22 protein-coding genes and 2 pseudogenes are annotated in these 25,656 nt (G+C 58.9%); 9 read left to right on the plus strand and 15 right to left on the minus strand.

Translation table 11 applies throughout. The features are described from left to right. Positions 1-99: 99 nt before the first annotated feature. From AABC73_RS16695 to AABC73_RS16725, 7 genes and pseudogenes are all read right to left on the minus strand, one after another. Positions 100-1,601, minus strand: a pseudogene (locus tag AABC73_RS16695) (sensor domain-containing diguanylate cyclase). A 224-nt stretch (positions 1,602-1,825) separates the two neighbouring features. Further along, on the minus strand, positions 1,826-2,590 hold the full coding sequence (locus tag AABC73_RS16700) for a hypothetical protein (RefSeq protein WP_341520131.1): 765 nt from the start codon (positions 2,588-2,590) through the stop codon (positions 1,826-1,828). A gap of 75 nt (positions 2,591-2,665) precedes the next feature. Beyond that, complete coding sequence (locus AABC73_RS16705) at positions 2,666-3,493, minus strand: amidohydrolase family protein (RefSeq protein ID WP_341520132.1); 828 nt, start codon at positions 3,491-3,493, stop codon at positions 2,666-2,668. Continuing rightward, on the minus strand, positions 3,486-4,514 hold the full coding sequence (locus AABC73_RS16710; RefSeq protein WP_341520133.1) for an NAD(P)-dependent oxidoreductase: 1,029 nt from the start codon (positions 4,512-4,514) through the stop codon (positions 3,486-3,488). Before AABC73_RS16710 ends, AABC73_RS16705 begins: the two co-directional genes overlap by 8 nt. A gap of 14 nt (positions 4,515-4,528) precedes the next feature. Continuing rightward, a complete protein-coding gene (locus tag AABC73_RS16715) occupies positions 4,529-5,572 on the minus strand; it encodes a LacI family DNA-binding transcriptional regulator (RefSeq protein ID WP_341520134.1) in 1,044 nt (347 codons plus the stop codon). Between the two features lie 9 nt (positions 5,573-5,581). Then, positions 5,582-7,513 (minus strand): TRAP transporter large permease subunit, encoded by a 1,932-nt coding sequence (locus tag AABC73_RS16720; protein WP_341520135.1) that lies wholly within the window; start codon positions 7,511-7,513, stop codon positions 5,582-5,584. Positions 7,514-7,595: 82 nt separating this feature from the next. Beyond that, positions 7,596-8,612: a TRAP transporter substrate-binding protein gene (locus AABC73_RS16725; protein WP_341520136.1), complete on the minus strand. Its 1,017-nt coding sequence runs from the start codon at positions 8,610-8,612 to the stop codon at positions 7,596-7,598. Positions 8,613-8,682: 70 nt separating this feature from the next. Between AABC73_RS16725 and AABC73_RS16730 the strand changes: the two genes are divergently transcribed. Next, a complete protein-coding gene (locus AABC73_RS16730) occupies positions 8,683-8,847 on the plus strand; it encodes a hypothetical protein (RefSeq protein WP_341520137.1) in 165 nt (54 codons plus the stop codon). Positions 8,848-9,032: 185 nt separating this feature from the next. Here the strand turns inward: AABC73_RS16730 and AABC73_RS16735 are convergent, their stop codons facing one another. The 5 genes from AABC73_RS16735 to AABC73_RS16755 form a co-directional block, all read right to left on the minus strand. Next, positions 9,033-9,608 (minus strand): HupE/UreJ family protein, encoded by a 576-nt coding sequence (locus tag AABC73_RS16735; RefSeq protein ID WP_341524259.1) that lies wholly within the window; start codon positions 9,606-9,608, stop codon positions 9,033-9,035. Between the two features lie 80 nt (positions 9,609-9,688). Continuing rightward, the gene (locus AABC73_RS16740; protein ID WP_341520138.1) at positions 9,689-11,224 is read right to left on the minus strand and encodes an amidase; all 1,536 of its coding nucleotides are present in this window, start codon (positions 11,222-11,224) and stop codon (positions 9,689-9,691) included. Between the two features lie 214 nt (positions 11,225-11,438). Beyond that, the gene (locus AABC73_RS16745; RefSeq protein ID WP_341520139.1) at positions 11,439-12,071 is read right to left on the minus strand and encodes an ANTAR domain-containing protein; all 633 of its coding nucleotides are present in this window, start codon (positions 12,069-12,071) and stop codon (positions 11,439-11,441) included. Next, a complete protein-coding gene (locus tag AABC73_RS16750) occupies positions 12,068-13,216 on the minus strand; it encodes a transporter substrate-binding domain-containing protein (RefSeq protein ID WP_341520140.1) in 1,149 nt (382 codons plus the stop codon). Before AABC73_RS16750 ends, AABC73_RS16745 begins: the two co-directional genes overlap by 4 nt. A gap of 15 nt (positions 13,217-13,231) precedes the next feature. Continuing rightward, positions 13,232-13,540, minus strand: a complete 309-nt coding sequence (locus AABC73_RS16755; protein WP_341520141.1) for a hypothetical protein — start codon at positions 13,538-13,540, stop codon at positions 13,232-13,234. A gap of 96 nt (positions 13,541-13,636) precedes the next feature. Here AABC73_RS16755 and AABC73_RS16760 point away from each other — a divergent pair, with 96 nt between their 5' ends. Further along, the gene (locus AABC73_RS16760; RefSeq protein ID WP_341520142.1) at positions 13,637-13,897 is read left to right on the plus strand and encodes a hypothetical protein; all 261 of its coding nucleotides are present in this window, start codon (positions 13,637-13,639) and stop codon (positions 13,895-13,897) included. 33 nt (positions 13,898-13,930) lie between these two features. On the opposite strand, the gene AABC73_RS16765 is transcribed toward AABC73_RS16760, so the two are convergent. After that, positions 13,931-14,701 carry a methyltransferase domain-containing protein gene (locus tag AABC73_RS16765; protein ID WP_341520143.1) on the minus strand — a complete coding sequence of 257 codons (771 nt, stop codon included), beginning with the start codon at positions 14,699-14,701 and terminating at the stop codon, positions 13,931-13,933. 208 nt (positions 14,702-14,909) lie between these two features. On the opposite strand from AABC73_RS16765, the gene AABC73_RS16770 reads away from it, so the two are divergent. Continuing rightward, complete coding sequence (locus AABC73_RS16770; protein ID WP_341520144.1) at positions 14,910-16,550, plus strand: methyl-accepting chemotaxis protein; 1,641 nt, start codon at positions 14,910-14,912, stop codon at positions 16,548-16,550. A gap of 42 nt (positions 16,551-16,592) precedes the next feature. On the opposite strand, the gene AABC73_RS16775 is transcribed toward AABC73_RS16770, so the two are convergent. Then, positions 16,593-17,477, minus strand: coding sequence for a LysR family transcriptional regulator (locus AABC73_RS16775; protein ID WP_341520145.1), 885 nt, complete (start codon positions 17,475-17,477; stop codon positions 16,593-16,595). Positions 17,478-17,644: 167 nt separating this feature from the next. Here AABC73_RS16775 and AABC73_RS16780 point away from each other — a divergent pair, with 167 nt between their 5' ends. The 3 genes from AABC73_RS16780 (at position 17,645) to AABC73_RS16790 (ending at position 21,009) form a co-directional block, all read left to right on the plus strand. Next, on the plus strand, positions 17,645-19,000 hold the full coding sequence (locus AABC73_RS16780) for an MFS transporter (protein WP_341520146.1): 1,356 nt from the start codon (positions 17,645-17,647) through the stop codon (positions 18,998-19,000). A 15-nt stretch (positions 19,001-19,015) separates the two neighbouring features. Continuing rightward, the gene (locus tag AABC73_RS16785; protein ID WP_341520147.1) at positions 19,016-19,471 is read left to right on the plus strand and encodes a type II 3-dehydroquinate dehydratase; all 456 of its coding nucleotides are present in this window, start codon (positions 19,016-19,018) and stop codon (positions 19,469-19,471) included. A 146-nt stretch (positions 19,472-19,617) separates the two neighbouring features. Next, on the plus strand, positions 19,618-21,009 hold the full coding sequence (locus AABC73_RS16790) for a DHA2 family efflux MFS transporter permease subunit (RefSeq protein WP_341524260.1): 1,392 nt from the start codon (positions 19,618-19,620) through the stop codon (positions 21,007-21,009). A gap of 160 nt (positions 21,010-21,169) precedes the next feature. Here AABC73_RS16790 and AABC73_RS16795 read toward each other — a convergent pair. Continuing rightward, positions 21,170-21,373 (minus strand): annotated as a pseudogene (locus tag AABC73_RS16795) (MFS transporter); the annotation flags it as partial. 216 nt (positions 21,374-21,589) lie between these two features. Here AABC73_RS16795 and AABC73_RS16800 point away from each other — a divergent pair. The 3 genes from AABC73_RS16800 (at position 21,590) to AABC73_RS16810 (ending at position 25,613) form a co-directional block, all read left to right on the plus strand. Next, entirely contained in the window at positions 21,590-22,117 is a 528-nt protein-coding gene (locus AABC73_RS16800) for a sigma-70 family RNA polymerase sigma factor (protein ID WP_341520148.1), read from the plus strand. A 5-nt stretch (positions 22,118-22,122) separates the two neighbouring features. Further along, a complete protein-coding gene (locus AABC73_RS16805) occupies positions 22,123-23,082 on the plus strand; it encodes a FecR domain-containing protein (protein ID WP_341520149.1) in 960 nt (319 codons plus the stop codon). A gap of 101 nt (positions 23,083-23,183) precedes the next feature. Continuing rightward, positions 23,184-25,613: a TonB-dependent siderophore receptor gene (locus tag AABC73_RS16810; protein WP_341520150.1), complete on the plus strand. Its 2,430-nt coding sequence runs from the start codon at positions 23,184-23,186 to the stop codon at positions 25,611-25,613. The last annotated feature ends 43 nt before the right edge of the window (positions 25,614-25,656 follow it).

Raw genomic sequence — 25,656 nt, forward strand, 5'->3', positions numbered from 1 at the left:
TGGATAGCCGAGACAGGTGCATCTCGGAAGCGACTCCGCATCGCCATGTACTCGGGATTGTAGACATCCTCGACCGATGTGCAGCCAGGCCCGAAGCTTTTATTGCGCCTCGCCAGTAATATCAACCATCAACCGATTACGACCGGCTGCCTTGGCTCTATACAGGGCCTGGTCTGCCGCTTCGATCAATTCAAGTTGTCGGCCCAGAAGCTGCGCTCCCGGTCTGGACGCCACACCAATACTGGCCGTAACCCTTTGGAATGGGCTTTCACCATGCAGAATGTTTAAATCCATTAGTGTCTGCAGAATATGCTCTGCAACAATAATGGCACCTGTAAGATCAGTGTTCGGCAGGATGACAGCCAATTCTTCACCGCCATAACGCGCGACGAAATCCGCAGGGCGCTTCAGGCAACACCTGATTGCCTCGCTTACCGCCTTAATACACTCATCACCGGCGACATGCCCGTAAGTATCATTAAACCGTTTGAAATAACAAGCATGCTGCCTTCACGGTGAGCACGATTGGTTTCGCCGGCCAACGTTTCGTCAAAGGTTCTGCGGTTGGCGATGCCTGTCAGTTGATCTCTGGAAGCAAGCACTTTAAGTTGTTTGTTGATTTCAAGAAGTGCCTCACGGGCCTCCGTCAAATCAGCTTCAGCCTCGATCCTGCGTTTAATATCTTTAATCAAGAGCCAACCGATTCCACTTACAGCAAACAGCAAGACCAACACCACTCCGGCCGAAAGTGCAGACTCGCTCCGCCATGCGGTCAGTGCCTCGCTCTTTCCGATTGCCACGGTCGTCACCAGCGGCAGACTCTCATTTCGACGGAATGCATAGAGCCGCTCTACACCATCGAGACTGGAAACATAAGATGCAGTTCCAACCGAACGATCGACCAGGTACCGCGTATATAACGGCGAAGTGGAGAAGTTGCGCTCCATGTCCTGCTCTCTAAATGGATAACGCACCAGCATCTGGCCATCCGTATAGGTCAACCCGATAGCACCATCCTGTCCTACATCGATTTTTCCGAACAAGTCCAGGAAGTTTCTGATCCCCAAAGTAACCGCCACTACGCCTGCGAACTGGCCTTGTTGATTGTCGATGCGTCTGCTGACGGTAATGACCCAGTTATGCGTAGAGCGACTGCGAATGGGCGGACCGATAAAAGCCTCCCTTGAAGGGTCGTTTTGATGATGGATGAAAAATGCCCGATCACTGCTATTGGCAAACGCTCCCTTTTCTCCACCGGTGGATGCCATAAGCCATTCGCCATTCTGGCCGTAAATAGTAATACCATTAACTTGGGCGAGCAGATATTGTTGTTCGCTCACCAACTTGCGAATGCGTTCGATTTGCGCCACATCAATTTCTTCGCTTTCCAAGCGCTCTACCAGGCCAAGTAATAGCATCGAACTCTGTTTGATAACGCTCTCAGAGTAGGTATCCAAAGCCTGGGTCAGGTTAAGGCTATTGACTTTCACCTCATTGAGCGCCCGTTCTCTGGACGCCCATACCGTCCACCCCGTCAATAACGCCAAGGAGAAAAAAACGACAAACACGAGAGTGACAGCAAGACGGATACCATTTTTCAATTTCGCACCTGATGGAAAGTTCTACATCCAAGTTGAACCGAGCCTGCTACCCAACCGCAGCCAGGTGAAAGCGCGAGCATACTACGCCACCTGTAGCGGTCCGTTGCTGAAAAATACTACAACTACTGTCGTCCATTAGTTGAAATGAAGATGCGACGTGCGAGATGCAGAGACAGTAGCCCATTACGAAGCGCTGATCTGCGGGCTTGATTGCCGCGCCTTCGCTACCGTCTAGCCAACACCCTCGCCAGCACAAAAGTTGCCACGACAGCCAACACGACGGCGGTAGTGATAGACGCAAACGCGCCCCACTGCAAAATTGAGTTTTTGAGGGTCAGGTAGAACCCGACTACGCCAACAGCGCCAATGGCGTTGCCTCGGACGATTGCACTGAGTTCGTGACGCCCGCCCTGGACGTGGGCGAACACTGCGAGAGGCCAGGCGATCACCGGGATCGGCGCCAGCAGCCCACTGAACACCGGCCCGAGCCACTTTGCGCTTGCGGTAATCGCCAAAAGCAGCAGCGTGGCCGTCAACATGCGCATCGGGATGACCCAACGCGGCACCGGGACATAGGGCGCGGCGCTGGTCTTCGCCTGTTTCGACGTGGCTACTATTATCAGGATGACCAGCAGCAGCGTGGCAATGACGGACAGTGCCAGCAATCCCAAACCGCTCATCAACAAGGCAGCTGCAGCGTAAAACACCACGGCCGCAATGCAGCCAGGCAACGCCGAAACTCTCAGGGTCACCAAGAGGTAAAACAAATAGGTCGCCTGAATCGCCGCCAGTCCGGCCAATGCCCCTGGTACTGCCGCCGAGGCAAATGCCGCGCCCTGCTCAAGGCTGAGAAACAGCATGACCAGCGCCGAGGTGATGGGCAGTCCCGAGAGAAGCCCGCCGATTTGCGTGCCCCAACGCTTGGCAGCCAACGAGATGGCCAGCATCAGCGCGGGTGTGATGAGTAACTTGAGGTAGAAGGCAGTCATGGACAGGTACGTCAAAGCTAAAGGTCCGGAGGAGCCTATAGCTTTCAAGCGCTGTTTGCCTGACGAATGGGTTCGCTATAGCGGTTTGAATCCATACAACCTGGCTGGATTGTCCACCAGAATCCGGCGTCGAACGTGGTCATCAAGTGCCCACTCGCTGAGCAAATCCAGCATGGCCATGTCATCGGGCGCGGGGCTGCGGCCCGGATGCGGCCAATTACTCGCCCAAAGACAGCGCTCTGGAAAGGCCTGCACCAACGTTCGCGCCAGCACGCTCACGTCTTCGTAATGGGGTGGTCCTGACTTCGACGTCTCGTACGGCGCGGACACTTTGACCCAGACCTTGCCCGAATCCAGCAGACTCAACAGGCTTTTGAACCCGGCGTGATCAATGCCGACCGGCTCGAGAAACTTGCCGGTGTGATCGATGCTCACCAGGCTTGGCAATGCGCGGATACGCGCCTCGAAGTCGGGCAACTGTCGACCGTCGACCTGAAGATTGATCACCCAACCCAGCTCGGCGATCCGCGCGGATATCGGTTCCAGCGCGTCCCAACCCAAGGCGCCCTGGGCGTCGGGAATGAGCATGAAGCGTACGCCGCGCACGCCTGCGCTGTGGAGCCTGGCCAAGGTTTCGTCACTGGTATCGGGCGCGATGACAGCGATTGCCCGCGCAGCGTCCCCTGCTTGCGCCAAGGCATCGAGCAGGCAATCCATATCGAAACCGTATCCATTGGCCTGAACCAGTAATGCACGCTCCAGACCCAGACGCCGCTGCACTTGCTGGTAATCACTCCAGCTCGCGCGGGCGATCTGTTGCGTCAGGGGAAAACGCTCAGGCTCGTAAATATGCACGTGGCAATCGCAAGCGCCCGGCATCGGGCTCAAAGAGGATTCACTCATGGGACAGCTCCACGCTTGAGTTGCTTTTCACGCCGAACAGGCGCGAGGCCCGGCTGGCGTGTTCGAGGTTGACCGCATCAGAGGGGACTTTGCCGGCCAGCAGGGCCTGGACCTGGCGAACGGTGTCCATTGCCTGATGCTCGCTGGCTTGAGGGGTAAGGCCGCCGATGTGCGGGTTGGCGATGATTTTCGGGTGAGCCGCGATTGCCGGTGTGGGCATCTGATCTTCGGCGCGCCCTACATCCAATGCGCAACCCGCGATGACCTGCTCATCGAGGGCAGCGACCAGCGCTTGTTCATCGACGAGTTCGCCACGGGATGCATTGATGAAAAACGCGTGAGGCTGCATGGTCTGGAATGCCTTGCGACCGAACAGGTTCGCGGTTTCAGGGCTGGCCGGCGCCAGGCAGACGACGTAGTCCGAAGCGGAGGCCACCTCTGCGAACGACGCCTGTCTGATCCCCGGTTCATGGGCCGAGACAAACGGATCGCAGACCAGCACATTCATCTCAAAAGCCCGCGCCATGGTTGCGAGTTTCCTGCCGATGAAACCGTAGCCGACGATGCCCAGGGTCGAGCCGCGCAGTTCCCGGCCCATGGTGACTGCGGGGATCCTGCCTTGCCAGTAATCAGCGGCAGCGCGACTGATGCCGCGACTCAGATCGATCATCACGCCCATGACCCATTCGCTTACGGAAGTATCGAAACCGGGGGTAGCACGAGTCACCAGTACGCCGTGGGCACTGGCGGCCTCGACGTCGATGTTGCGGATATCCACCGCCACCCGACAAAACGCCGCCAGGCCCGGCAATTGTTCGAACAACCGCGCGGGTGCGGCCGTTTCGCGACTGGAGACAATGATCTGGCACCCTTGCGCCGCCTCAATCAGCTCATCAACCTGCAACAGGTGACGCGAAGTATTGAGCTTGACCGTGGCGCACTCGCGTAATTGGTCAAGTGCACGCTTGCTGTAATAGTTTTCCAGCGTTTGAGGTGAGTGCGTCAGGAATATCTTGGTCATGTCATTCAGTCCCTTTATGAATTTGCCGGAGCGGCTACCGACTGCCGGCACACCAGGTCGGGTTGGAAAATCAGATTGACCGGGGTTTGCTCCATCTGCCGGGAGCGCTCCACCACGCGTTGCACCATGGCATCGGCCATTGCATCGAGCGGCATCGCCACCGAGGTCAGGCCGGGGTTGGTGAACGCCGCGATGGACAAGCCGTCCATGCCCACCACCGAAATATCCTGAGGTACGCGCAGGCCGGCCTGATGCAGGCCAGACATGAAGCCGATGGCGAGCAAGTCGTTGACCGTGACAATGCCGGTGGGCATCGGGCGCATGGCCTTGATCTGACTGGCCATGGCAAAACCCAGGCTGGCCAGCTCGGAATCGCCGAAGATCTCGGCCACCTGGCCTTCGATCACTTCGCTGCTGTCCTGCAACCCAGCCTCAGCGACCCGTTTGAAAAAGCCGGCAATTTTGTTGGAGCGACTCACGGTTTTGCCGCCTGGAACCAGAAATGCCAGACGCGAATGCCCATGAGCGATCAAATGATCTGCGGCGACGTAACCGGCCTGAAAATTATCCGGCGACATGTGATCGACCTGGGAATGCTCGGCCAGGTCGATGCTGCGGTCATAGCTGACCACCGCCAACCCGCGCGACACCGCATCTTCAAGGTGGCGCTCGTCATCCATCGACGAGACCACAATCACCGACTGCACGCCAAACGAAAGCAAGTCTTCGAACATCCGTGCTTCGTGCTGCTTGTCACGATGGGTATTGGCCAACAGCAGGCGATACCCGTAACGCTCCTGCGCTGCGGCTTCGATTTTCAGGGCCAGTTGCCCGTACATGGGGTTGGCGGTCGACGGTACCAGCAGGCCAAGCATCGGTGTATGCCCGGTCTTGAGCTGCCGTGCCGCGCGGTTGGGCCGATAATTCAGTTGGCTGATCGCCTCCTCTACCCGGCGATAGGTCGCTGCACCCAGCTTGTCGGTTCGGCCGCTCAGGACGTTGGACACTGAGCTTACCGATACGCCTGCCAGGGCTGCTACATCGTGAATCGTTGCCATCTTTTTGCCTTAACCCATATTAAAAGTGCGTGGCAGCCACAACGAAATCGAGGGCACCAGAACAATCAGAACCAACATCATCGCCAACAGCAGCAAGTACTTGAGCATGCGCCGCGACACGTCTTCGACCTTGGTGCCGGTCATCGCGCAGGTGGCGAACAATCCCAGGCCAAAAGGCGGTGAAAACAGTCCCAGGCCCATGGCAATTACCGACACGGTACCGAAGTGCAACGGATGAATACCAACCTGAACCGCAATCGGCACCAACAACGGGCCGAAAATAATCAGCGCGGGCGCGCCTTCTAGCACCGCACCAAAGACCACCATGATGATGACCGACGCGAAGAGAAACGCCAGCGGGCCATAGTCATGTGCCAGGGCGAGCATGAAATCGGAGATGATCGCCGGGATTTGCAGGATCGTCAGCGCGAACGCCACGCTGGACGCCGCGGCAATAATGAACAGGATGCCGGCGGCCATCGCTGCCGAACGTACGAACAGCGCGGCAATTGCGCGAGGCGTCAGTTCGCGGAAGGTCACGCCGCCGACCAGCAACGCGTAGACCACGGCAAACGCCGACACTTCGGTGGAAGTCGCGACACCGGACGTCACGCCCTTGCCGATCATCGCCACCATGATCAGCGCCACCAATGCGCCGCCCATCAGCCGCAGCAACGGGGTACGCAGGGGAAACGCTTCATTGGGGTCGACCTTGCGTCCGAAGATCACCGCTAGGGTCGCCAAACCCATGGCCAGCACCACAGCGGGCACGATCCCGGCCAGGAACAGCCCGCCAATGGAGATGTTCGCGACAAAGCCCATGATGATCATGTTGATGCACGGTGGAATGGTTTCCGCCATCACTCCGGAGGCCGCCAAGACGGCTGCGGTTTCGTTGGGATCCTGACGCGTGCGGCGCACGGCGGGGACGACGATGCCGCCAACAGCGGCGATATCCGCCAGTTTCGAACCGGATACGCCGGAAAAGAACGCCGTCGCCAGAATGGTGATCAGGTTCATCGAGCCGCGCACGCGTCCAAATACCCTGACAAGTAACTCGATCAGGCGCGCGGACATCCCGTTGACCTCCATCACCAGGCCTGCCAGGACGAAGAATGGAATGGCCAGCAACACGAAGTGATCCATGCCCGCCATGACTTGCTGGGAATAAATGACCATCGGCAACGACGGGTCGCCCATGAAATACAGCAGCGCACACATTGCCAGGACAAAGGCGATGGGCACGCCGACCAGTAATCCGCCAACGAAGCCCAACAGCAGCAGCGCCCAGGGTTGCAGGGCCAAGGCTTCAAACCGGGTATTCCAGCCCCAGACTGCGGCGCTGACGACGATGCAGCCCAGCAGGCTCAGCCACGTACTGCGCGTTGCACCGTTAATGGCATTGGCAACGCCGACGATGGTCATCAGCAGCGCGCCGACGAACACTGGCAATACGTTCAGCCATTGCGGAAGCCCCATCGGCGTCGAAACATTGGCCGAGTCCTCAAGCAGCAACCAGGAAGAGAAAGCCAGTCCCGCTGCCGTTCCCGCGACCGCCCAGCCGCCAATCTGCAGCGCCACTTGCTGCCAGCCAGCCGGCAACAAGGCGCGAAAGAAATCGACATGCACGTGCTTGCCTCGGGCGAGCACCGTGGCACCGCCGAGGAACACCAGCATCACCATCAGGCCACGGGCGACCTCCTCCGCCCAATCCACCGGCTGGTGAACGAAGTAACGCAGGATCACCGAGGCGAACACCACGGCCACGTCGACAGCCAACACCACCGCGCACAGACGTTCGGTGAAGGTACACAGCGCAGCGAGGAGCCGACCACTGGCCGCCCGGTTGTTGAATCCCCACTCCTGAGTGGGGACGAGCAGGCCCGCAGCGTCCAGCGGGCTTTCGTGCCCAGGTGGATCCGCGGCGACGGTTACGCTCAAGGATGGGTTCATCACGGGTATCTCTGATTGTTATTGTCGATAGCTGCGCAATTGAAGTCGCGGCACCCTGAATGAGCCGCGATCAACTCCGTGACGCTTCGATGGCCGCCAGCACCGGGGCAGTGACGGGATTGCTCTGAGTGAACGGTACCCAGAGTTTTTCGCGCATCAGCTGCCGGGTGGCGTCTCGCTCGCTGTCCGCCATCGGGAAAAAGGTCATGCCCGACTTGGCAAGGGCGGCAACTGCTTCAACGCCCTTTACTTTCGCAGTTTCGCGCTGATGGATGCTGGCGTCCCGGGCAGCCGCGATAAACGCTGGCTGAAGATCAGCAGGAATCTTCGCCAGGCCACGCTTGCCGATCACTGCAATGCACGGGCTGAACAGGTGATTGGTTTGCCAGCAATTGCGCACCACTTCATCGAGCTTGTTGGCCAACACGCTGGCGGCATCGTGTTCAAAGCCTTCCACGACGCCAGTCTGCACTGCGGTATAAACCTCGTTGAACGCAATCGGAGTGGGAATGGCGCCCAGCAACTTGAACGTCTCGATGAACGCCTGAGTCGGCAAGACCCGCAGCTTGACGTTCTTCATGGCTGCCAGATCCTTGATCGGCGCCTTGGTGTAGACACTGCGCGCGCTGAAATGCGAGCCCCAGCCGATGACCGAACAACCGGTCCGTTCCTGCAGCAGCTTGTTGTAGATATCGCCGACGCCGTTATCCACTGCCTTGGCTACATGGGCATAGCTGTCGAACAGGAAACCCAGGTCGAGCAATGCCAGTTCGGGCAACGCCGTCGCCCAGATCGAACTGCCAGTGACCATCATGTCGATCGACCCCAGGCGCACCTGCTGCACCACGTCGGCTTCCTTGCCCAATTGACCGTTGGCAAAAAAATCGATGCGCACTTTGTCGCCCAAGGCTTGTTGGAGATTCTCGGCAAAGCGTTGGTAAAACAGGAAATGCGCCGAGTTCTGATCGGACGGCATGGTGGAAGACAGTCGCAGCACGGGAGTCGCAGCACGGCTGAAGGTTGGCAGAGACAAAGCAGCAGCGCCAAGGGCTGCCGACTGAACGAAACGACGGCGGGTCAGATTCATAGTGTTCTCGATGGTTTTTGTTATTTTTAGTAAAACGTTTTACTAAATCGTTTTACAGAGAGTAGTCCTCATGTCGATTTTTTCAATAAATAATTTTATTTTTCATGCAAAGGTGGGGAATTCGCTGGAACGCGCCATGGTGTTCCAGAACTACGCGCTGTCCCCGCACATGACCGTCGCGCAAAACCTGGGTTTCAGCTTGCACCTGCGCAAGGATTCGCCTGAATGTATTTAAAAAGCGGCGCAGGAAACAACGACCAAGATTTATCTGCGCGCGTCGTTTCTGATTGAACAACTAGGCCTGAGTCCAGCATTGACAAGGCTCGAATGAATATCGAGCCTGAGGTTACGCCTTCCCTGGCAGCACCCATTGATCGCGCCGCATGTCAGTGCACGTATTCGCACGAACGCATTGCACGTTTATCCCACCAGTAACAGACCGCCAATTCCAGCCGAAACCAGGCCGATGCTGCGAATGAGTGGTACGCCAGCGACAGGCGTCCAGCGCGACAGCGCATAACCAGCGGCGTGCAACGCGGATGTCGCGATGACAAAGCCTGCGGCAAATCCCATGGGGCTGCTCATCTCCGGTAATTCCAGACCATGAGCAATCCCGTGGATCGCTCCGAAAAGTCCGCTGATCACGATACTCACGGCCAGCGGCGGACGTGCAGCCACTGCCACCAGCAAACCCAGAGCAAGTACCGAGGCCGCAATGCCGGTTTCCAGATACGCCACGGCAAAGCCGTTGAATCCCAGCAATCCGCCCAACAACATACAGCCGACAAACGCCGCAGGAAGCATCCAGCGGGCGTTGGCCTGTTGCTGCGCCGTCCAAAGACCAACCGCAAACATCGCCAACAGGTGATCCATCCCGCTCAGGGGATGAACCACCCCGGCCAGCAGTCCTGATTCATCATGTCCGGGATGGGCAAATGCAAACATCGGTAGCGCTGACAGTGCGCAGCACAGGGCCACGCGGGTAGCTCGAGTCATCAGCATGGAAGGCTCCTCTATTCTGAGTCGACGCAAGCGCCAGCGAACCTGTCGCCAGCGCCATGTCCGGGGGGATTCGCTTACGCGCGCGGTGGTTTAGGGAATGCGCCGCGGGCCTGCTCGTAGGCTTGCGCAACTCGCAACGCCACGGCGTCCTTGAAACGCGGTGCGACAATCATCATCGCGACCGGCAGACCGTCCGCCAGACCGGCAGGAATCGACGTCGCCGGGTGTCCGGTCAGGTCGAACGGCGCCGTGTTGGCCAACATGTTCAAGGCGCTGTGGACGTACTCTTCCACAGGCGCATCCGGCGCGGTAAGCGGGGTTGCCACGAAGGGCATGGTCGGCATCACCAGCACGTCGAAATCCTTGAACGCTTCGTCATACTGGCGGGTCAATTCCGGCACCAGCATCCGCGCCTTGGCATAGTAGGCGCCATGCAGGTTTTTCAGGCTGTAGTGACCGGTCAACGCCACGGCCCGCACGCTGCTGGACAGTGCATCGGCGTGTTCGCGACGCTTCTCGCCGAAATAACTCATGATGTCCGGATCGTAATAACCATCGACATTCATGCCATAGCCATTGCCTTGCAGCATCTGGTAGGCAGCACCGTCAGTGGCAATCACGTTCCACAGATCCATGGCAACCCCTGAGTGCCATGGGGCACTGGCTTCGCCAACCGTGGCGCCAAGTTTTTCCAGTGGCTCAACGGCCGCCTTGACCAGCGCATCCACCTGGGGTTCAGACATGCCGGGAATGGCAAAACCTTCGCGCAACAAGCCGATTCTCAGGCCGGCAACGCCGTCGTCCAGAGTCGCAAGGCAGTTGACCGACGGCGGATTTTTTTGCCGTGAATCGAGGCCGTCGGCACCGGCGATGACATCAAGCATCACGGCGACATCGCGGACGTTATTGGCCATCGGGCCGACGTGATCGATGGTTCGCTCAATCGGGAAAGCGCCGGTGTAGGGCACCAGGCCGTAAGTCGGTTTGTGGCCGACGATACCGCTCCAGGCCGAAGGCATGCGGATCGAGCCGCCCTGATCGCCGCCGATGGCCATATCGACTTCTTCAAGGGCAACCAACACCGCACTGCCGCTGGACGAACCGCCGGCATTACGCGTCAGATCCCATGGGTTTTTCACCGCTCCGCTGGCTGAGGTGAAACTGGCGCCGGAGAAACACAGGTCTTCACAGACCGACTTGCCGACCACCGTTGCGCCCGCTGCCAGCAGGCGCTTGACCACCGTGGCATCCTCGGACGGCACGTAGCCGTCCAGGCTCAGCGAACCGTTGGCCATTGGCACACCCGCCACCGAGACGTTGTCCTTGATCACCACCGTCCGGCCGGCCAATGGGCCTTGCGCCGCACCGGCGATATGGGTTTTTACGTACCACGCGCCGTGCACGTTGTCGGCGTCCGCCGCCTTGCTGTATTCGCGCTTTGGCGGTTGCTGCGCGACGTTGGCGGCATATAGCGCGTCAATGGCTTCGTAAGAGTTGAGGGTTTCGTCGGCCAGATTGAGGAAGGACTCCATCTGGCTATCGGTAAGATGGTAGCCGTGGTCTTCAGCGGCGATCAGAAAGTCGGCTTTGCCGGGGCGTTTTACGGACATGGTGTTCTCCAGATAACGTTAAGGACTGCCCGAAATCGGGCGATCATCGACTCGAACCGGCCATGCTCGATGCACAGGCTGCGGTTCGTTCCGGAGGACTTCGTTGTCCACGCCGGTCACCACGCGGTGTTCCATACCTGCCGGGTAAGGGCGTATGGCAAACGTCCACGCAGAAGAGGATCAAGCCGTCAGCGGCTTGATGCTCAAAGGCTGTTCAGGAACAGGCTCGTTGAAACAGTTCATGGGCCTTGACCAGCGCCTCGGCAATTTTCTCCACCGGTTCGCGCTTGGCCATGGCTTGATCACGCAATGCGTTGTAGGCGTCGATTTCCGACATGCCCTTGGTTTCAATCAGAATGATTTTCGCCTGCTGCACGGTACGCATGACCGCCATGCGTCCTTCCAGACGCTTGACGTGTTTCTCACGCTCGCGTGCCTTGCGCGACTGGCTCAAGGTAATCGCCAGCGCCGTCAGCAGGCCGAAGGATTTCACGGGTGACGGGATCACCGAGCAGGCATTCAGCTGTACCAGCGCTTCGACGATGATCGGGTTCTCGTAGGCAATCACCGGAATGATTGGCGGCGTGCTGGCGTGCAGCAGGCACGGTGTATTGGTCGAAAGGCTTTCCGGCGACACCGCCAACACGATCACGTCCGCCTCGATAGCCAGGCGTTCCGGGATCGGCCACTGCACGCGCACCTGACAACCGATGCGTTGCAACTGCTCGATCAGGTTGCGGCCGTCTTCGTCATCCGGATGCATCACCAGCACACTGACATCGCGCAAATCCTTGATGCCGCTGGCGCTGTCGTTGCGCAGGCGTTTTTTGGCGGCACGCAAGGTCATGGTCGACTCCCGGCAGAGCTGGACCAATCATTGAAATTGGGCGCGATGGCATATGGGTCGGGCTTGAGGGCGCTCTCGCTCTCATAAAGGATGTCGAACTGGCCCTCGGCGTTGGCTCGGCCGATGCGCGAAAACAGGTACGTGTGGTGGTTGTCCGCGTCGACCCGGATGCGCCCTTGAGGTGCTTCAAATTCCAGGCCGCGCATGGCTTGCAAGACGTCTTCCACTTCGGTGCTGCCAGCCCGCACGATTGCCTTGGCCAACAGATGGACCTGAAAGTAAGCGGCCTCCCAGCATCGGTCGGTGACCTGATGCTGACCGAACAGCTCGCGGTACCGAGCGATGCATTGGCGATTGTTCGGCGTGTCGACCGACTGGAAATAGGTCGCTGCCGAAATGTGCCCGGCGCCCAGATGAGCGCCCATTTGCTGAATATCCGTTTCGCTGGTCGTCAGGCTGGCGATGGGCATCACGGCGGGGTCAAAGCCCGCGTCGGCGTAGGCTTGATACAAATGCCCCATGGTTTCGCCAACCACCGTGGAGAAGATGAACGACGGCTTCAGCTCCCTGGCCTTGACCATCAACCTGGCGAAATCTTCCGGCCGGGCGTTTTTCAGCGGCAGGTAGTATTCGCCCAGTTTGGTGCCGCCGCGCTCGTACAGCAGGTCGCTCATCAGGCGGTTGGTTTCGTAGGGATAGACGTATTCCGAGCCGATCATCAACACGCGATTGCCGAAGTTATCCAGCATGTAGTTGCCCAGCGGCAACGCGTTATGGTTTGGGGTCGCGCCGGTATAAATGATATTGCGTGAATATTCGAAACCTTCGTAATACACCGGATACAGCAGCAGCGCGTCATAGCGCTCGACGATGGGCAATGCCGCCTTGCGCGCCGCAGAGGTGTAGCAACCGAAGAAAAAACGCAGGTGCTCTTCGCGGATCAGTGACTCGATGTGCATGGCATAAAGCGCAGGTGTCGAATCGGGATTGCGGGTAATCAGTTCCAGAAGCCGGCCATCGACGCCACCGGCGGCGTTGATCTGCTGGATGGCGAACTGCGCGCCGCGCATTGTTGAGCACTCGGCAGCAGCGGTGACGCCGGTGTCGGAAAACAGACCGCCTATGCGGATCGACTGGTCAGCCATGCCTATAAACCTTGTTCAGCGTGCGCCCAACAGTTCGGTGGCACGCAGCGTCTTCCCGAGCCGATAGAGCGCCAACGTCGCCGGCTCCAGATATTCGGAATCGATACTGCGCCCCGTAGCGGCGGCAATGGCGTCGATCCAGGCAGCTGTGTTTGATGACCAGAAGCGTCCATTGAGCTCGACAAACGCATCCCAGCTCAGGCCGATGTCCGGCTGCATTTCTTCGACCCGATGGCCCAGCAGCTCAAGATTGCGCGCCGTCTGCATCAAGGCGGCCTCTACCGCAGGATGCAGCGCTTGACCGTTCAGCGGGCGAGTTTGCACGCCGATACGCAATGCACCGGGCTGACGCCGGGATTGCTCCAGAAAACTTGTTGCAGGGGCGGGATACGGAACGGGTCACCTGATGCGCAGCCATGGATGGCGTCCAGCAATGCACTGGCCGAACTGCCAGACGCTGAGCACCCGGCCCGAACGCTGATTCACACCCATAAACAGCGGCAGTTTCGTCGGTTAGTCGCCCTTTGCTCTCAGCTGGAACTGAACGAGCCGGAGCAGATTGCCGAAGAACTTACCCTGTTGATGGAAGGCGCCCAGGTGGTGGCGCAGAACAAAGGAGTCGAGAAGGTAGGCGAACGCCTGACCCGGATGGTACAGCGGCGGCTGCAGACCGCCGCTTGAACTGCAGGGCCTTGCACCCCGAAACGCGTTGATTCAGTCCAGCCGGCGACACAGATAAGCCTGGGTCTGATAAGGAAACTCAATGGTTTCACGGCCGCGCAAGGCCGGGTGAGTGCGGATCAACGTCCGCAACTGAGCAGCCACCGCCGCTTTCTCTGCAGAAGGCAGAGCTGCGATAAAACTCACCGACAGAAAACGATCCAGGATTACGGCTTCGGGCGAGCCAGTATGGGTGTACTTGAAGCAGGTCAGTTCCGGCGCCGAGAAGTAGCGACCGTTGAACGCCAGTCGCCAGTTTCCAGTGTGAAAACGCGGAGTATCACCTTCGTAGGGCGTGATGATTCTGGTAATGGCTGCCACCCAGTCCACGGACTCATCACGCACATTCCAGATCAGCCCAAGCCGGCCACCGGGTTCAAGCACTCGGTGAATCTCGCCGAGCGCCGTTTCATTGGCAAACCAGTGAAACGCCTGGGCGCATACCAGCGCCTGCGCTGCGCCAGCATCGAGTGGAATAGCTTCGGCAGTGCCCGGCAGAATCCTGATGTTCGGTAGATGCCTGGCAAACTCGGCTCGCATGGCTTCGACCGGCTCGACGGCAATGACCTCAATTTCCATTGTTTCCAGCAGGAGCGTGAGCTTCCCGGTACCGGCGCCCAAATCAATCACCGTCGAGCCAGGGCTGATGCCCAATGTATCGCTAAGCCATGGCCGTATTTCGCCTGGATAGTCTGGGCGGCCCTGGGTGTAGGTACCCGCTTCTTTTGAGAAACCTTCTTGAGCCGCCTGATGCACAACTGTCATTCCAGCGATCCTCCATGTGAATGAGTAATACACAGCCAGTGCGCAAACTCCTCCAGAAGGCCCATTCCAGAGCCATCACAACTACTAAACATTTCCGGCAACACTAAAGTCATTGACAGTATGGCCGATAGAGAGACTGGCAACTAGCCACCTCTCGTCGAGAGATAGCTCAGTGTGCTCCTCCCTAAATATGTCAGCAGGATGACCGATGAGCTGGATCAATGACGCAAAACTCTCGACCAAACTGATCACAGCCTTCGTGCTGTGTGCGTTCATCACACTGGGCGTAGGCGTCCTGGGCAGCCAGGGAGTTTCCAGGCTATCGGAGAACCTGAAACTGGTGTTCACCAACAATCTGGTGTCTGTCTCCAACACCGCGCAAACCAAAACCAAGGCGGTCGGACAAAGCCGCGATCTTTACCGGTTGTACCTGGCCACTGCCGCCGGTTTGCCACAAAGCGTGAAAGATGAATTCATTGCATCGATGAACGCCAACCGACTGGCCAGCGAGAAAGCATTCGCCGACTACCGAAAAACACCGCTTGCCGATGACGAACGTGCCGCTGGCGACAAAATGCAACAAGACTGGCCGGTTTATCAGGCGATGGTGCAAAAGTACGTCAGCCTGATGCAGGCCGGCGATCTGGAGAACGGCCGCGCCCTGCTCTTGGGCGACTTGCAAAAGACTTACCGCTCGGTCATGGACGGGTTGACAGTGATGGTCGATTCCAATGACCGGCAAGTAGGTGAAGGCGCCGAAGATGCAAGCCGTCTGGAGTCATCATCGAAGACTTCGCTGTATGTTGGCATCGCAGTGGCATTCATTGCCGCAATCCTGCTCGGAATGTTTATCAGCCGCCTGATCAGCCGCCCCATTGCCAATGCCGTGGCGAGCGCTCGCAGCATTGCCGAAGGTGATCTGACCCAGCACATCATCAGTACCGGCCACGATGAGGCCGGCCAGTTGTTGACCGCTCTGGCGGACATGCAGAGCAGCCTGAAAAGCACGATTCAACAGATCGCCAGCGCATCGGACCAACTGGCGTCGGCTGCCGAGGAGCTGACCGCCGTCACTGACAATGGCAGCCGTGGTCTGGTCCGCCAGAACGACGAGATCCAGCAGGCGGCAACCGCCGTCACGGAAATGACCTCGGCTGTCGAAGAAGTCGCACGCAATGCCGTCTCCACCTCCGAAGCGTCCAGAACCACCAGCGAGCAAGCCAGCAATGGTCGCGACCAGGCCCGCAGCGCCGTCGCCGCGATCAACAGCGCAACCACTGAAATTGCCGCGTCCACTGACATGGTCAAGAATCTCGCCGTTCAGGTGCGCGACATCGGCAAAGTGTTGGACGTGATCCGCGGGATCGCCGAACAAACCAACCTGCTGGCCCTGAACGCTGCCATCGAAGCCGCAAGAGCGGGCGAACAGGGCCGTGGCTTTGCCGTGGTGGCCGATGAAGTTCGCGCCCTGGCGGCCCGCACCCAGGCCTCGACCGGCGAGATTGAAGGGATGATCAACAGCGTGCAAGCCAGTGCTGATCAGGCGGTAAGCTCCATGGGTAAAAGCCAGTCACTGGTAACCGATACCCAATCGCTGGCCCTGGCCACAGGCGAGGCGCTGGAGTTGATTGCCGAAGGCATTTCGCAGATCAACGATCGCAACCTGGTCATTGCCACAGCGTCCGAAGAGCAGGCCAACGTCGCTCGGGAAGTTGATCGCAATCTGGTCAACATTCAGGATCTATCGACCCAGACAGCGGCTGGCGCCCATCAGACCAACGCCTCGACCCAGGAGCTTTCCAGCCTGGCAATTTCATTCAATACGCTGGTCGGCCGCTTCCGGCTGTGAGGCCGACGGCAACGCTGTAGCTCAAAGAAGCCGGATGATTTTCTACCCCCAACCATGAGCCTCCTCGATGAAGTGAAGCACTGCACTGGAGCGCTCATCGATGCGTGAAATGAGCGAAAGCTCACTGACCATTTCTACCTGGGGCAGCGGTATGACCCGCACCCCAGGCATGGTCAAGCGGGTCATCGCTTCGGGCACGATGCTTAAACCGATACCCGCTGCGACCAATCCCGGGATGCTCATCAACGAAGGCACATGCATGATGTTCTCGGGATGCAGTTGATTTTGCCGACAGGCCTGAAGCGTGTGTGACGTCAGGCCGATGCCGGCCGGGTCCTGGAGAAAGACGAACTTCTCGTGCCGCAGCATCGCCAGTTCGCCGGTAAAGCTATCCACCAGCTCATGGTTGTCCGGCAGCAGCAGGACAAGGTTGGACTGACTGAAAGGATGCGTGCGCAGACGGTCCGGCAGGTGATCCTTGAACACCCTGGCAAAGGCCAGATCCAGCTTGTGGTCGAGGAGCATTTCGAGTTGCTCGCGAATGCCCGCGTCCACCAGACTCAGTTTGACCTCGGGGAAAGTGCTGAAGTAATGCCGCAGCAATTGCGGCAAGTTAGCCTCGAACAACGCCGAGTGATAACCGATGTTGATTTCGCCCACCTCACCTCTTCTGGCCCGGCGTGCCGCCGCACTGGCCAATTCGCTGGACTCGATGGATTGCCGCGCATGGGGCAGGAACGCCATACCCGCAGCGGTCAGGGCCACGCCGCGGTTCTCACGTCTGAACAGCGCCAGCCCGAGTTCGGATTCAAGGGTTCGCATCAATTGACTCAGTGCCGGTTGCGCGATCCCCAGTTGCTCGGCCGCCCGGCTGAAGTGTTGCAAGTCGGCCGCCACGACGAAGGCCTTCAGGTGTCGCAGTTCCATAGCTCGTACTCATAAGTTCAGCTTATGCATTTGTACAGATTTCGATAATTATTCTGCAAGCAGGATGCGTTAACGTCTACCGACTTCGACGCTTCCTGCCAATGCTGTTGTCCAAGCGGAATCGTGTGAGCACCTCATAACCATAAAAACAATGACGAGCACCTCTTATGAGCACGATCAGCAACGAGAGTCATGACCAGCGCATGCCTCGCAAAGCGGTAACGGCCGCCACCATCGGCACCGCCCTGGAGTGGTTCGATTTCACGCTTTATGGCCCGATATCGGCGACCATTCTGCCCAAGCTGTTTTTCCCGGCGATGGAGCCAACGGCCGGCCTCCTCGCCTCGCTGGCAACGTTCGGTGTCGGTCTGGCTGCGCGGCCATTGGGCGCTATTACCTGCGGTTACCTCGGCGACAAACTGGGTCGGCGCAATCTGATGCTGGCCACCGTGACCATGATGGGCCTGGCGTCAGTGCTGATGGGCCTGTTGCCCACCTACGGTCAGATCGGGGTCTGGGCACCGATTCTCCTGGTGCTGCTGCGCGTCATCCAGGGGTTCGCCCTGGGCGGTGAATCCACCGGGGCGCAGCTCATGGCGCTGGAACATGCCGCGCCCGACCGTCGCGGACGTTACTCGGGCCTGTTGGGTTTGTGTTCGCCACTCAGCCAGATTTTAGCCAATGCCGTGCTTTTGGGGCTCGCCGCCACGCTTTCCAGCGAACAGTTCGAAAGCTTCGGCTGGCGCATTCCGTTTGTGATGAGCTTCATATTGGTGATCGTGGCGATTTTAATCCGTCTCAAAGTCGCTGAAACACCGGCGTTCATTGCCCTGAAAAAAGCGCCAATCAAGCAGAACACCAGCCCGCTGAAATCCGCACTGGGCAGCCACTACAAAACCATCCTGCGGCTGATGCTGTTCTTCTGCTCCCCGGCCGCGCTGTTCTATCTGATCGTGATCTTCTCGCTGAGCTACCTGACAAAACACCTTGGCATGAGCCAGTCGATGGGTTTCATGTCACTGATGGTTGCCAACATCTGCGCGATTTTCGGCGCACTGGCGGGCGGCTATCTGTCAGATCGCTGGGGTCGCAAAAAGGCCTTGATCCTTGGCTCGTGCATGACGCTGCTGATCCTGATGGTGTACTTCCCGATTCTGAACACGCAAAACGTCTCCGCGATCATGGCCATCATGGGACTGTTCCTGGGCTTCACCCAGTTCCAGAGCGGCATCCAGCCAGTGGCCTTCGCTGAAGCGTTTCCCACCGAGGTGCGTTACTCCGGCTCGGCCCTGGCCTACACCGGCGCCAACCTGCTGGTCGGCGGCCCGATGCCGATGATCGCCGTCTGGTTAATGAGCCAATCCGGTAACTCACCGTGGCCATTGGTCGCGCTGTGCGCCGTCATCAACCTGATCTCGCTGGCCATGATCGTCATCGGCCCGGAAACCCGAGGCATTGACCTCAACGCCGTCGCCGCACAAGACCCGGTTGACACCGCCTCCACCGCCATCCTCTCCAAATAACGCAGCAGGACGACCATGAACCGAACTGTCTTCATCCTCAACGGCCCGAACCTGAATCTCCTGGGCCGTCGCGAGCCACACATCTATGGCCACACCACGCTCGAGCAGATTCGCCAGAGCTGCGTGATGCTGGCCGAGGAACTTGGCCTGGCCTGTGAATTTCGCCAGACCAATCACGAGGGTGTGATGGTCGACTGGATTCAGGAAGCCTTCGAACAAGGTGCCGCACTCATCATCAACCCGGCAGGCTTTTCGTTTCATTCGATCCCGGTACTGGATGCGTTGAAGCTGATCGACACGCCGCTGATTGAATTGCACCTGTCGAACATCCATGCACGGGATGAGCTTCATCGCCACTCGATCATGTCCGGCGTCGTCGATGCGGTGATCTGCGGCCTGGGGGCCGACGGTTATCCGCTGGCGCTGCGGGCCATCGACGATCTGCTTCGCCGCAGGAGTCTCAACAACTGACCCAACGCATTGATCGGGCCTGGCCGGTTAGTGGTCGCCGCAAGGCCCGCTCTCTGCTAAAAGAACAGCCATCTCTCTCAGCGCTTTAAAGGACGTCGACGGTGGTTCCTCCGGTTCAAGAGTCAGCGGCGAACGTCGGAACGGGCATCAGCTTGCAGACCCGACTCATCGCCATTGTCGTCGCAGTCACGTTCTTCATGGAGAATCTGGACGCCACTGTCATTGCCACCGCGCTGCCGAAAATGGCGGCTGATTTTGCGGTGAGCCCGGTCGACATGAATGTCGGGATTACCGCGTACCTGCTCGCCGTCGCGATCTTCATACCCCTGTCAGGCTGGGTGGCGGATCGCTTTGGCGCGCGCCGGGTCTTCACCGCAGCAATCGTGACGTTTACGCTCGCGTCGCTGCTTTGCGCCATGAGCACAAGCTTCGAGGCTTTCGTCGCATCCCGCGTGCTGCAAGGCATTGGCGGGGCGTTAATGGTGCCGGTTGGACGGCTTGCGGTGCTGCGCAATACCGACAAAAAAGACCTGGTCAAGATGATCGCGGTAATTACCTGGCCCGGCCTGGTCGCGCCGATTCTCGGGCCGCTGGCGGGCGGTTTGATCGTCACCCATTTTGACTGGCCATGGATTTTTTATCTCAATTTGCCCTTGGGCGTGCTGGCCTTGATTGCCGCGTTATGGCTGGTGCCCGCAGGCAAGGAGGAGAACGTACGCAAGTTCGACGGTAGAGGATTTTTGCTGCTGTCGGGCGCCTGCGCGACGATTCTTGGCGGGCTGGAATGGCTCGGCAGTCATAACGGCAGTGGGTTACTGGTTGGAGCGGGAGTTCTGGCGTCTGGAATAGTGCTTGCCGCTCTGGCAATCCATCACTGTCGTACCCACGCGAACCCACTCCTGGCGCTCGACACTCTGTCCATCCAGACCTTCAGGGTCAGCGTCTTCGGCGGATCGATGTTCAGGATGGCGATCAGCGCTTTACCCTTCCTGCTCCCGCTGCTGTTTCAGGTTGCCTTTGGGCTATCGCCGGTTGAAGCAGGAACCCTGGTGCTGGCCGTCTTCGCCGGGAACCTGGCGATGAAGCCGCTCACCACCGCCATCATGCAGCGCTATGGTTTTCGTCGGGTGCTGTTGCTCAACGGGATCATCGGCGTCATGTCCATAGCGGCGTGTGCGTGTTTCACGGCGACCACACCCTTCTGGTTGATCGCTGTCGTCCTGTTCGTTGGCGGGCTGTCCCGATCAATGCAGTTCACCTGCTACAACTCAATCGGCTTCGCTGATGTCGAAAAAAGTCGCATGAGTGAAGCCTCTGCACTGTTCAGCATGTTCTTCCAGCTGGCGATGGGCATCGGCGTGACAGTGGCCGCATTGCTGCTGCGTTTCTCCATGTCCCTGCGAGGAGGGGAAATCGTCGCTCAGGCGTTCGATTTTCGCGTCGCGTTTCTGGGCATCGCCGCCTTGGGGCTTCTGGGGTTGGTCGATGTCGTGCGGCTGCCCGCGAATGCCGGCGACAGCGTTCTGCGAAAAAGTTGAAGTGATCGACTCGACCCGTTTTTGATTCTGCGTTATCGATCCTTGATGGCTGGGTCCGCGTTCAGCTCGCCCGCCATCTGCAGGCCTGCGTAAGTGGCCTTGTCGGCGGCAAATTCGCCAATGATCATTGCTGCAGAAGTGGCGGCGTGACACCCACGATGACCGGGGAGAACCTGTCGCACAGCGCGCCGCAGACCGGAAACGCCAGAAAGCGCGGCAACGATTCGACGAAGAACGCCAAACCGGCCAAGGCGGCGCTATGGGTGGTCTGAAATACAACCTATGGCACGATGAACAACAGAACCTGATCCGCCAGCCGCGACAGGAACAAGGACGTGAAAAACGCCAGGTAATCCTTCTTCACGCAAAACTCCTGTTGGCGTGGGTAGAGGGTGAGGATGGTATCGACGAACCGCGAGCCCGATACGCCGCGCGAAGGATACGTCCAAAGGTCTGTCAATGCATAAGCGGCAGCGGATTGCGACTGTGAAAACGCTGAACGCATGCTACAGGCTTGCAGAACAAACACCGCCAACCCTAGAATGATAATCAATCCTAATTGCATTATTGATCTGCCCCTATGCCCACCCCTTCCCCTTTCAAACAGCAGGTCAGCGTTTTTTATCGCGATCATCATCGCTGGCTATTTGGCTGGTTACGCCCGCGTGTAGAGTGCCGTGATCTGGCAGCCGATCTGGTGCAGGACGTTTTCATCCGGGTGCTGACCGCCAAGGATGCCGCTGCCCAACTTGAAGCCGTGCGTGAGCCAAAGGGTTATCTGGCGACTATCGCGCGCAGGCTGATGATTGATCATTTTCGCCGCGCGCGCCTTGAGCGGGCCTGGTTTCAGGCTGTCGCCGAACAACCGGAAGCCGTGACCATCAGCGAAGAATCCAGAGCGATTCTGCTCGAAAGTCTTTATGAACTGGATGCGATGCTCGCGGGGCTGGGCGCCAATGTGCGGCGCGCGTTTCTGCTGTCCCAACTGGATGGCATGAACTACAAGGCCATTGCTGCGCAATTGGGCGTCTCCGTCGTGACCATCAACCGCTACATTGCCAAAGCAACGCAGCATTGCATGCTGTATAGCCTTGGCGTGGAGCGCTGATCACGATGACCACTCTGAACCCTCAGCAGCGAGTGGCGCTTCAACAGGCCGCACACTGGTTCACCAAGCTGCAAAGCGAGGATGTTACCTGTGCGGATCAAGGTGCCTGGGGCGAATGGCTGGCCAGCTGCGCAGAAAACCGCTGGGCCTGGGAACAGGCGCAGCAATTGCAGCAGCGCCTGCACGGTCTACCAACGGGCGTGACGGGACGCGCATTCAGCCTGGCCGATCAACCGGAACAAAGCGGTCGCCGCACGTTACTCAAAGGCCTGGTCCTGGCGGTCGGTGGCGGCATGCTCAGCTATGGCGGATATCGACAAGCGCACACCGCGGGCTGGACGGCGGATTATCGTACGGCCACCGGCGAACAACTCAGAATCGTATTGGCGGATGGCACCCAGTTGCAGCTCAACACCGCAAGCGCGGTGGATGTCGCGTACGACACCAACAGCCGCCGACTGGTGCTGCGCGACGGCGAGATCCTGGTCACCACCGCCCGGGATCCTGCTGGTCGACCGTTTTTTGTGCAAACGCCGCAAGGTATCGTCCAGGCGCTCGGCACACGATTCTCGGTGCGCAGTGACGACGGTGGTGCACGGGTTGCGGTATTCGAGCATCAGGTTCGCATTACTCCGCTCGCCGGCTCGCCGCTGGTAGTGGATGCCGGGATGCAGTGCGCGTTCGATAGCCTCCAGGCGCAAGCTCCCTCCCCCGTGACACCGGGTCAGGATGCCTGGAGCAAGGGCGTGCTGGTCGCCAACGAGCAACGTCTCGACAGCTTTCTCGCGGAACTGGGCCGCTACCGCTCCGGCTGGCTGCGCTGTGACCCTGCAATTGCCGGGCTGCGCATCAGCGGTGCCTTTGCCTTGAACGACACTGATCAGGCCTTGCAGGCGCTGACCACCAGCTTGCCGGTGCGGATAGAAGAAAAGACCCGCTACTGGGTAACCGTCTTGCGGCGTTAAAAAAAATCACTGTTGATGATAGGTTTTCTCATTCTCGTTCGACTCATTGAGCAATGGGGTACACAGCCCGCCCGCCAATCAAGACGACGAGACATCCACAGATGAAAATACCCTTCAAGACCGGCCGCCTCACGACGGGTCTTCGCGGCGCCCTGCTTTGCTCTACCTTGCTGGGGATCGGCGCTTCATTGCCGGCTTATGCCAACGAGGGCAGCGTGCGCGAGTACCACATCGGCGCGGGCGACCTGGGGACGGCCCTGACCCGCTTTGCAGCCGAGGCAGGCGTTGTCTTGTCGTTTGATCCGGCGCTCACGCGGGGGCTGAGCTCTACAGGGCTGGACGGGAAATTCGCCATGACCGAAGGCCTTGAGCGTTTGCTGGCCGGTTCAGGCTTACGGGCGATTCAGGAAAGTGACGGACGCTATTCCCTGCGCCCCGGAAACTCCCAGACCTCGGCAATAGAGTTGGGCCGCACGGACATCGTGTCCAATGAACTGGGGACCATCACCGAGGGCTCTGGATCCTATACACCGGGCACCATCGCCACCTCAACGCGCCTGGTCCTTTCCCCGCGCGAGACACCGCAATCGATCACCGTCGTCACGCGCCAGCACATGAATGACTTCGGTCTGAACACTGTCGACGACGTGATGCGCCATACACCGGGCATCACCGTGTCGGCGTTCGACACCGAGCGCAGCAACTACTATGCCCGCGGGTTTTCGATCAATAACTTCCAGTACGACGGTGTTCCCTCCACCTCCCGCAACGTGGCGTATTCCGCGGGTAATACCCTGAGTGACATGGCCATTTACGACCGCGTCGAGGTGCTCAAGGGCGCGACCGGGCTGTTGACGGGTGCCGGATCGCTTGGCGCCACGATCAACCTGGTGCGCAAGAAGCCCACCGCCGACTTTCAGGGACATGCCAGCCTGGGTGTCGGTTCCTGGGACAACTATCGCAGTGAGCTGGACGTAAGTGGCCCCCTGACCGAAACCGGCAATGTCCGCGGCCGCGCCGTTGCCGCTTATCAGGACAAAAACTCGTTCATGGACCGCTATTCGCGCAAGAGCCCGGTGTACTACGGGATCATGGAACTCGACCTGTCGCCGGACACCATGCTCACGGTCGGCGGTGACTACCAGGACAGTCTGCCCAAGGCGTCCACGTGGTCGGGAAGCTTCCCGCTGATTGATGCCAATGGTGATCGCAACCACGTCTCGCGCTCGTTCAACAACGGTGCCGACTGGAGCAGCTGGGAGCAATACACGCGCACTGTATTCGCCATGCTCGAGCACAACTTCGATAACGGTTGGGTCGGCAAACTGCAGCTGGATCACAAGATCAATGGTTATCACGCCCTCATGGGTTCCATTCAGGGCAGCACGCCAAACGCCGATGGCACCTCATCCATCACGCCGGGTAAATACACCGGCGAAACCGTCAGCGACTCGGCCGACCTGTACGTCACCGGACCGTTCAGCCTGCTGGGCCGGGAGCACGAACTGGTAGTGGGCGGCTCCATTGCCACGTCGACCTGGAAAGGTAAAGGTTTCTGGGATTACACCACCTACGGCCCCAACGTCGTGGATTTCAACAATTGGCACGGCAACTTCCGCGAACCAGATTGGGGCTCGCAGACGCAATGGATCGACGACACCGTGCGCCAGACAGGTGCCTACGTCACCACACGCCTGAACATCACCGACGACTTGAAGGTGTTGCTCGGCGGGCGCGTAGTCAATTACCAGCTGACCGGTATTACCCCGTCGTACAAGGAAACCGGCCGCTTCGTGCCCTACGTCGGCGCGGTCTATGACCTGAACGACACCTATTCGGTGTACGCCAGCTACACGGACATTTTCATGCCGCAGGAAAACTACAACCGCGACCGCGACAACAAAATCCTTGATCCGGACGAAGGCCAGAACTATGAACTTGGCATCAAGGCCGAGTTCTTCGACAAGCGATTGAACGCCAGCGCCGCTTACTTCGAGATTCGTGAAGACAATCGCTCGGTTTCCGACGATGACTACAACAATCGCCAGCCCACCCCTTCCAACTATGCGTTCAAAGGCACCAAAGCCGTCACCAAGGGTTATGAAGTGGAGATGTCCGGCGAGCTTTCGCCTGGCTGGCAGCTGCAGGCTGGCTACACGCACAAGATCGTGCGTGACGATAACGACATCAAAATCTCTACCTTCGAGCCCGAAGATCAAATCAGCCTGTATACCTCCTACAAGTTGAAAGGCAGTCTCGACAGGCTCACCATCGGCGGCGGCACCCGCTGGCAGAGCGTTGCATGGCAGGATATCTACAACTCCCCGCATGGCCGCTACGAGGAATTCTCCCAGAAAGCCTATTGGCTGGTGGACGCCATGGCCCGTTATCAGTTCAGCGACAATCTCTCGACGACGCTGAACGCCAATAACATCTTTGATAAGTCTTACTACACCAACATCGGCTTCTACAATTCTGCGGCCTACGGCGAACCGCGCAACTTCATGCTCACAACTCGCTGGGACTTCTGAGAATTTATTCGCAGACATTCCGGACTGACGCACGATGACGCCT

It is taken from the genome of Pseudomonas sp. G.S.17, from assembly GCF_038096165.1.
Classification (GTDB): Bacteria; Pseudomonadota; Gammaproteobacteria; order Pseudomonadales; family Pseudomonadaceae; genus Aquipseudomonas.

Bases quoted from the DNA above. Each gene is read 5' to 3' on its own strand.
- AABC73_RS16700 (WP_341520131.1), bottom strand. From the start codon at position 2,590: ATGACTGCCTTCTACCTCAAGTTACTCATCACACCCGCGCTGATGCTG.
- AABC73_RS16705 (WP_341520132.1), bottom strand. From the start codon at position 3,493: ATGAGTGAATCCTCTTTGAGCCCGATGCCGGGCGCTTGCGATTGCCAC.
- AABC73_RS16710 (WP_341520133.1), bottom strand. From the start codon at position 4,514: ATGACCAAGATATTCCTGACGCACTCACCTCAAACGCTGGAAAACTAT.
- AABC73_RS16715 (WP_341520134.1), bottom strand. From the start codon at position 5,572: ATGGCAACGATTCACGATGTAGCAGCCCTGGCAGGCGTATCGGTAAGC.
- AABC73_RS16725 (WP_341520136.1), bottom strand. From the start codon at position 8,612: ATGAATCTGACCCGCCGTCGTTTCGTTCAGTCGGCAGCCCTTGGCGCT.
- AABC73_RS16730 (WP_341520137.1), top strand. From the start codon at position 8,683: ATGTCGATTTTTTCAATAAATAATTTTATTTTTCATGCAAAGGTGGGG.
- AABC73_RS16735 (WP_341524259.1), bottom strand. From the start codon at position 9,608: ATGACTCGAGCTACCCGCGTGGCCCTGTGCTGCGCACTGTCAGCGCTA.
- AABC73_RS16740 (WP_341520138.1), bottom strand. From the start codon at position 11,224: ATGTCCGTAAAACGCCCCGGCAAAGCCGACTTTCTGATCGCCGCTGAA.
- AABC73_RS16745 (WP_341520139.1), bottom strand. From the start codon at position 12,071: ATGACCTTGCGTGCCGCCAAAAAACGCCTGCGCAACGACAGCGCCAGC.
- AABC73_RS16750 (WP_341520140.1), bottom strand. From the start codon at position 13,216: ATGGCTGACCAGTCGATCCGCATAGGCGGTCTGTTTTCCGACACCGGC.
- AABC73_RS16760 (WP_341520142.1), top strand. From the start codon at position 13,637: ATGGCGTCCAGCAATGCACTGGCCGAACTGCCAGACGCTGAGCACCCG.
- AABC73_RS16765 (WP_341520143.1), bottom strand. From the start codon at position 14,701: ATGACAGTTGTGCATCAGGCGGCTCAAGAAGGTTTCTCAAAAGAAGCG.
- AABC73_RS16770 (WP_341520144.1), top strand. From the start codon at position 14,910: ATGAGCTGGATCAATGACGCAAAACTCTCGACCAAACTGATCACAGCC.
- AABC73_RS16775 (WP_341520145.1), bottom strand. From the start codon at position 17,477: ATGGAACTGCGACACCTGAAGGCCTTCGTCGTGGCGGCCGACTTGCAA.
- AABC73_RS16780 (WP_341520146.1), top strand. From the start codon at position 17,645: ATGAGCACGATCAGCAACGAGAGTCATGACCAGCGCATGCCTCGCAAA.
- AABC73_RS16785 (WP_341520147.1), top strand. From the start codon at position 19,016: ATGAACCGAACTGTCTTCATCCTCAACGGCCCGAACCTGAATCTCCTG.
- AABC73_RS16800 (WP_341520148.1), top strand. From the start codon at position 21,590: ATGCCCACCCCTTCCCCTTTCAAACAGCAGGTCAGCGTTTTTTATCGC.
- AABC73_RS16805 (WP_341520149.1), top strand. From the start codon at position 22,123: ATGACCACTCTGAACCCTCAGCAGCGAGTGGCGCTTCAACAGGCCGCA.
- AABC73_RS16810 (WP_341520150.1), top strand. From the start codon at position 23,184: ATGAAAATACCCTTCAAGACCGGCCGCCTCACGACGGGTCTTCGCGGC.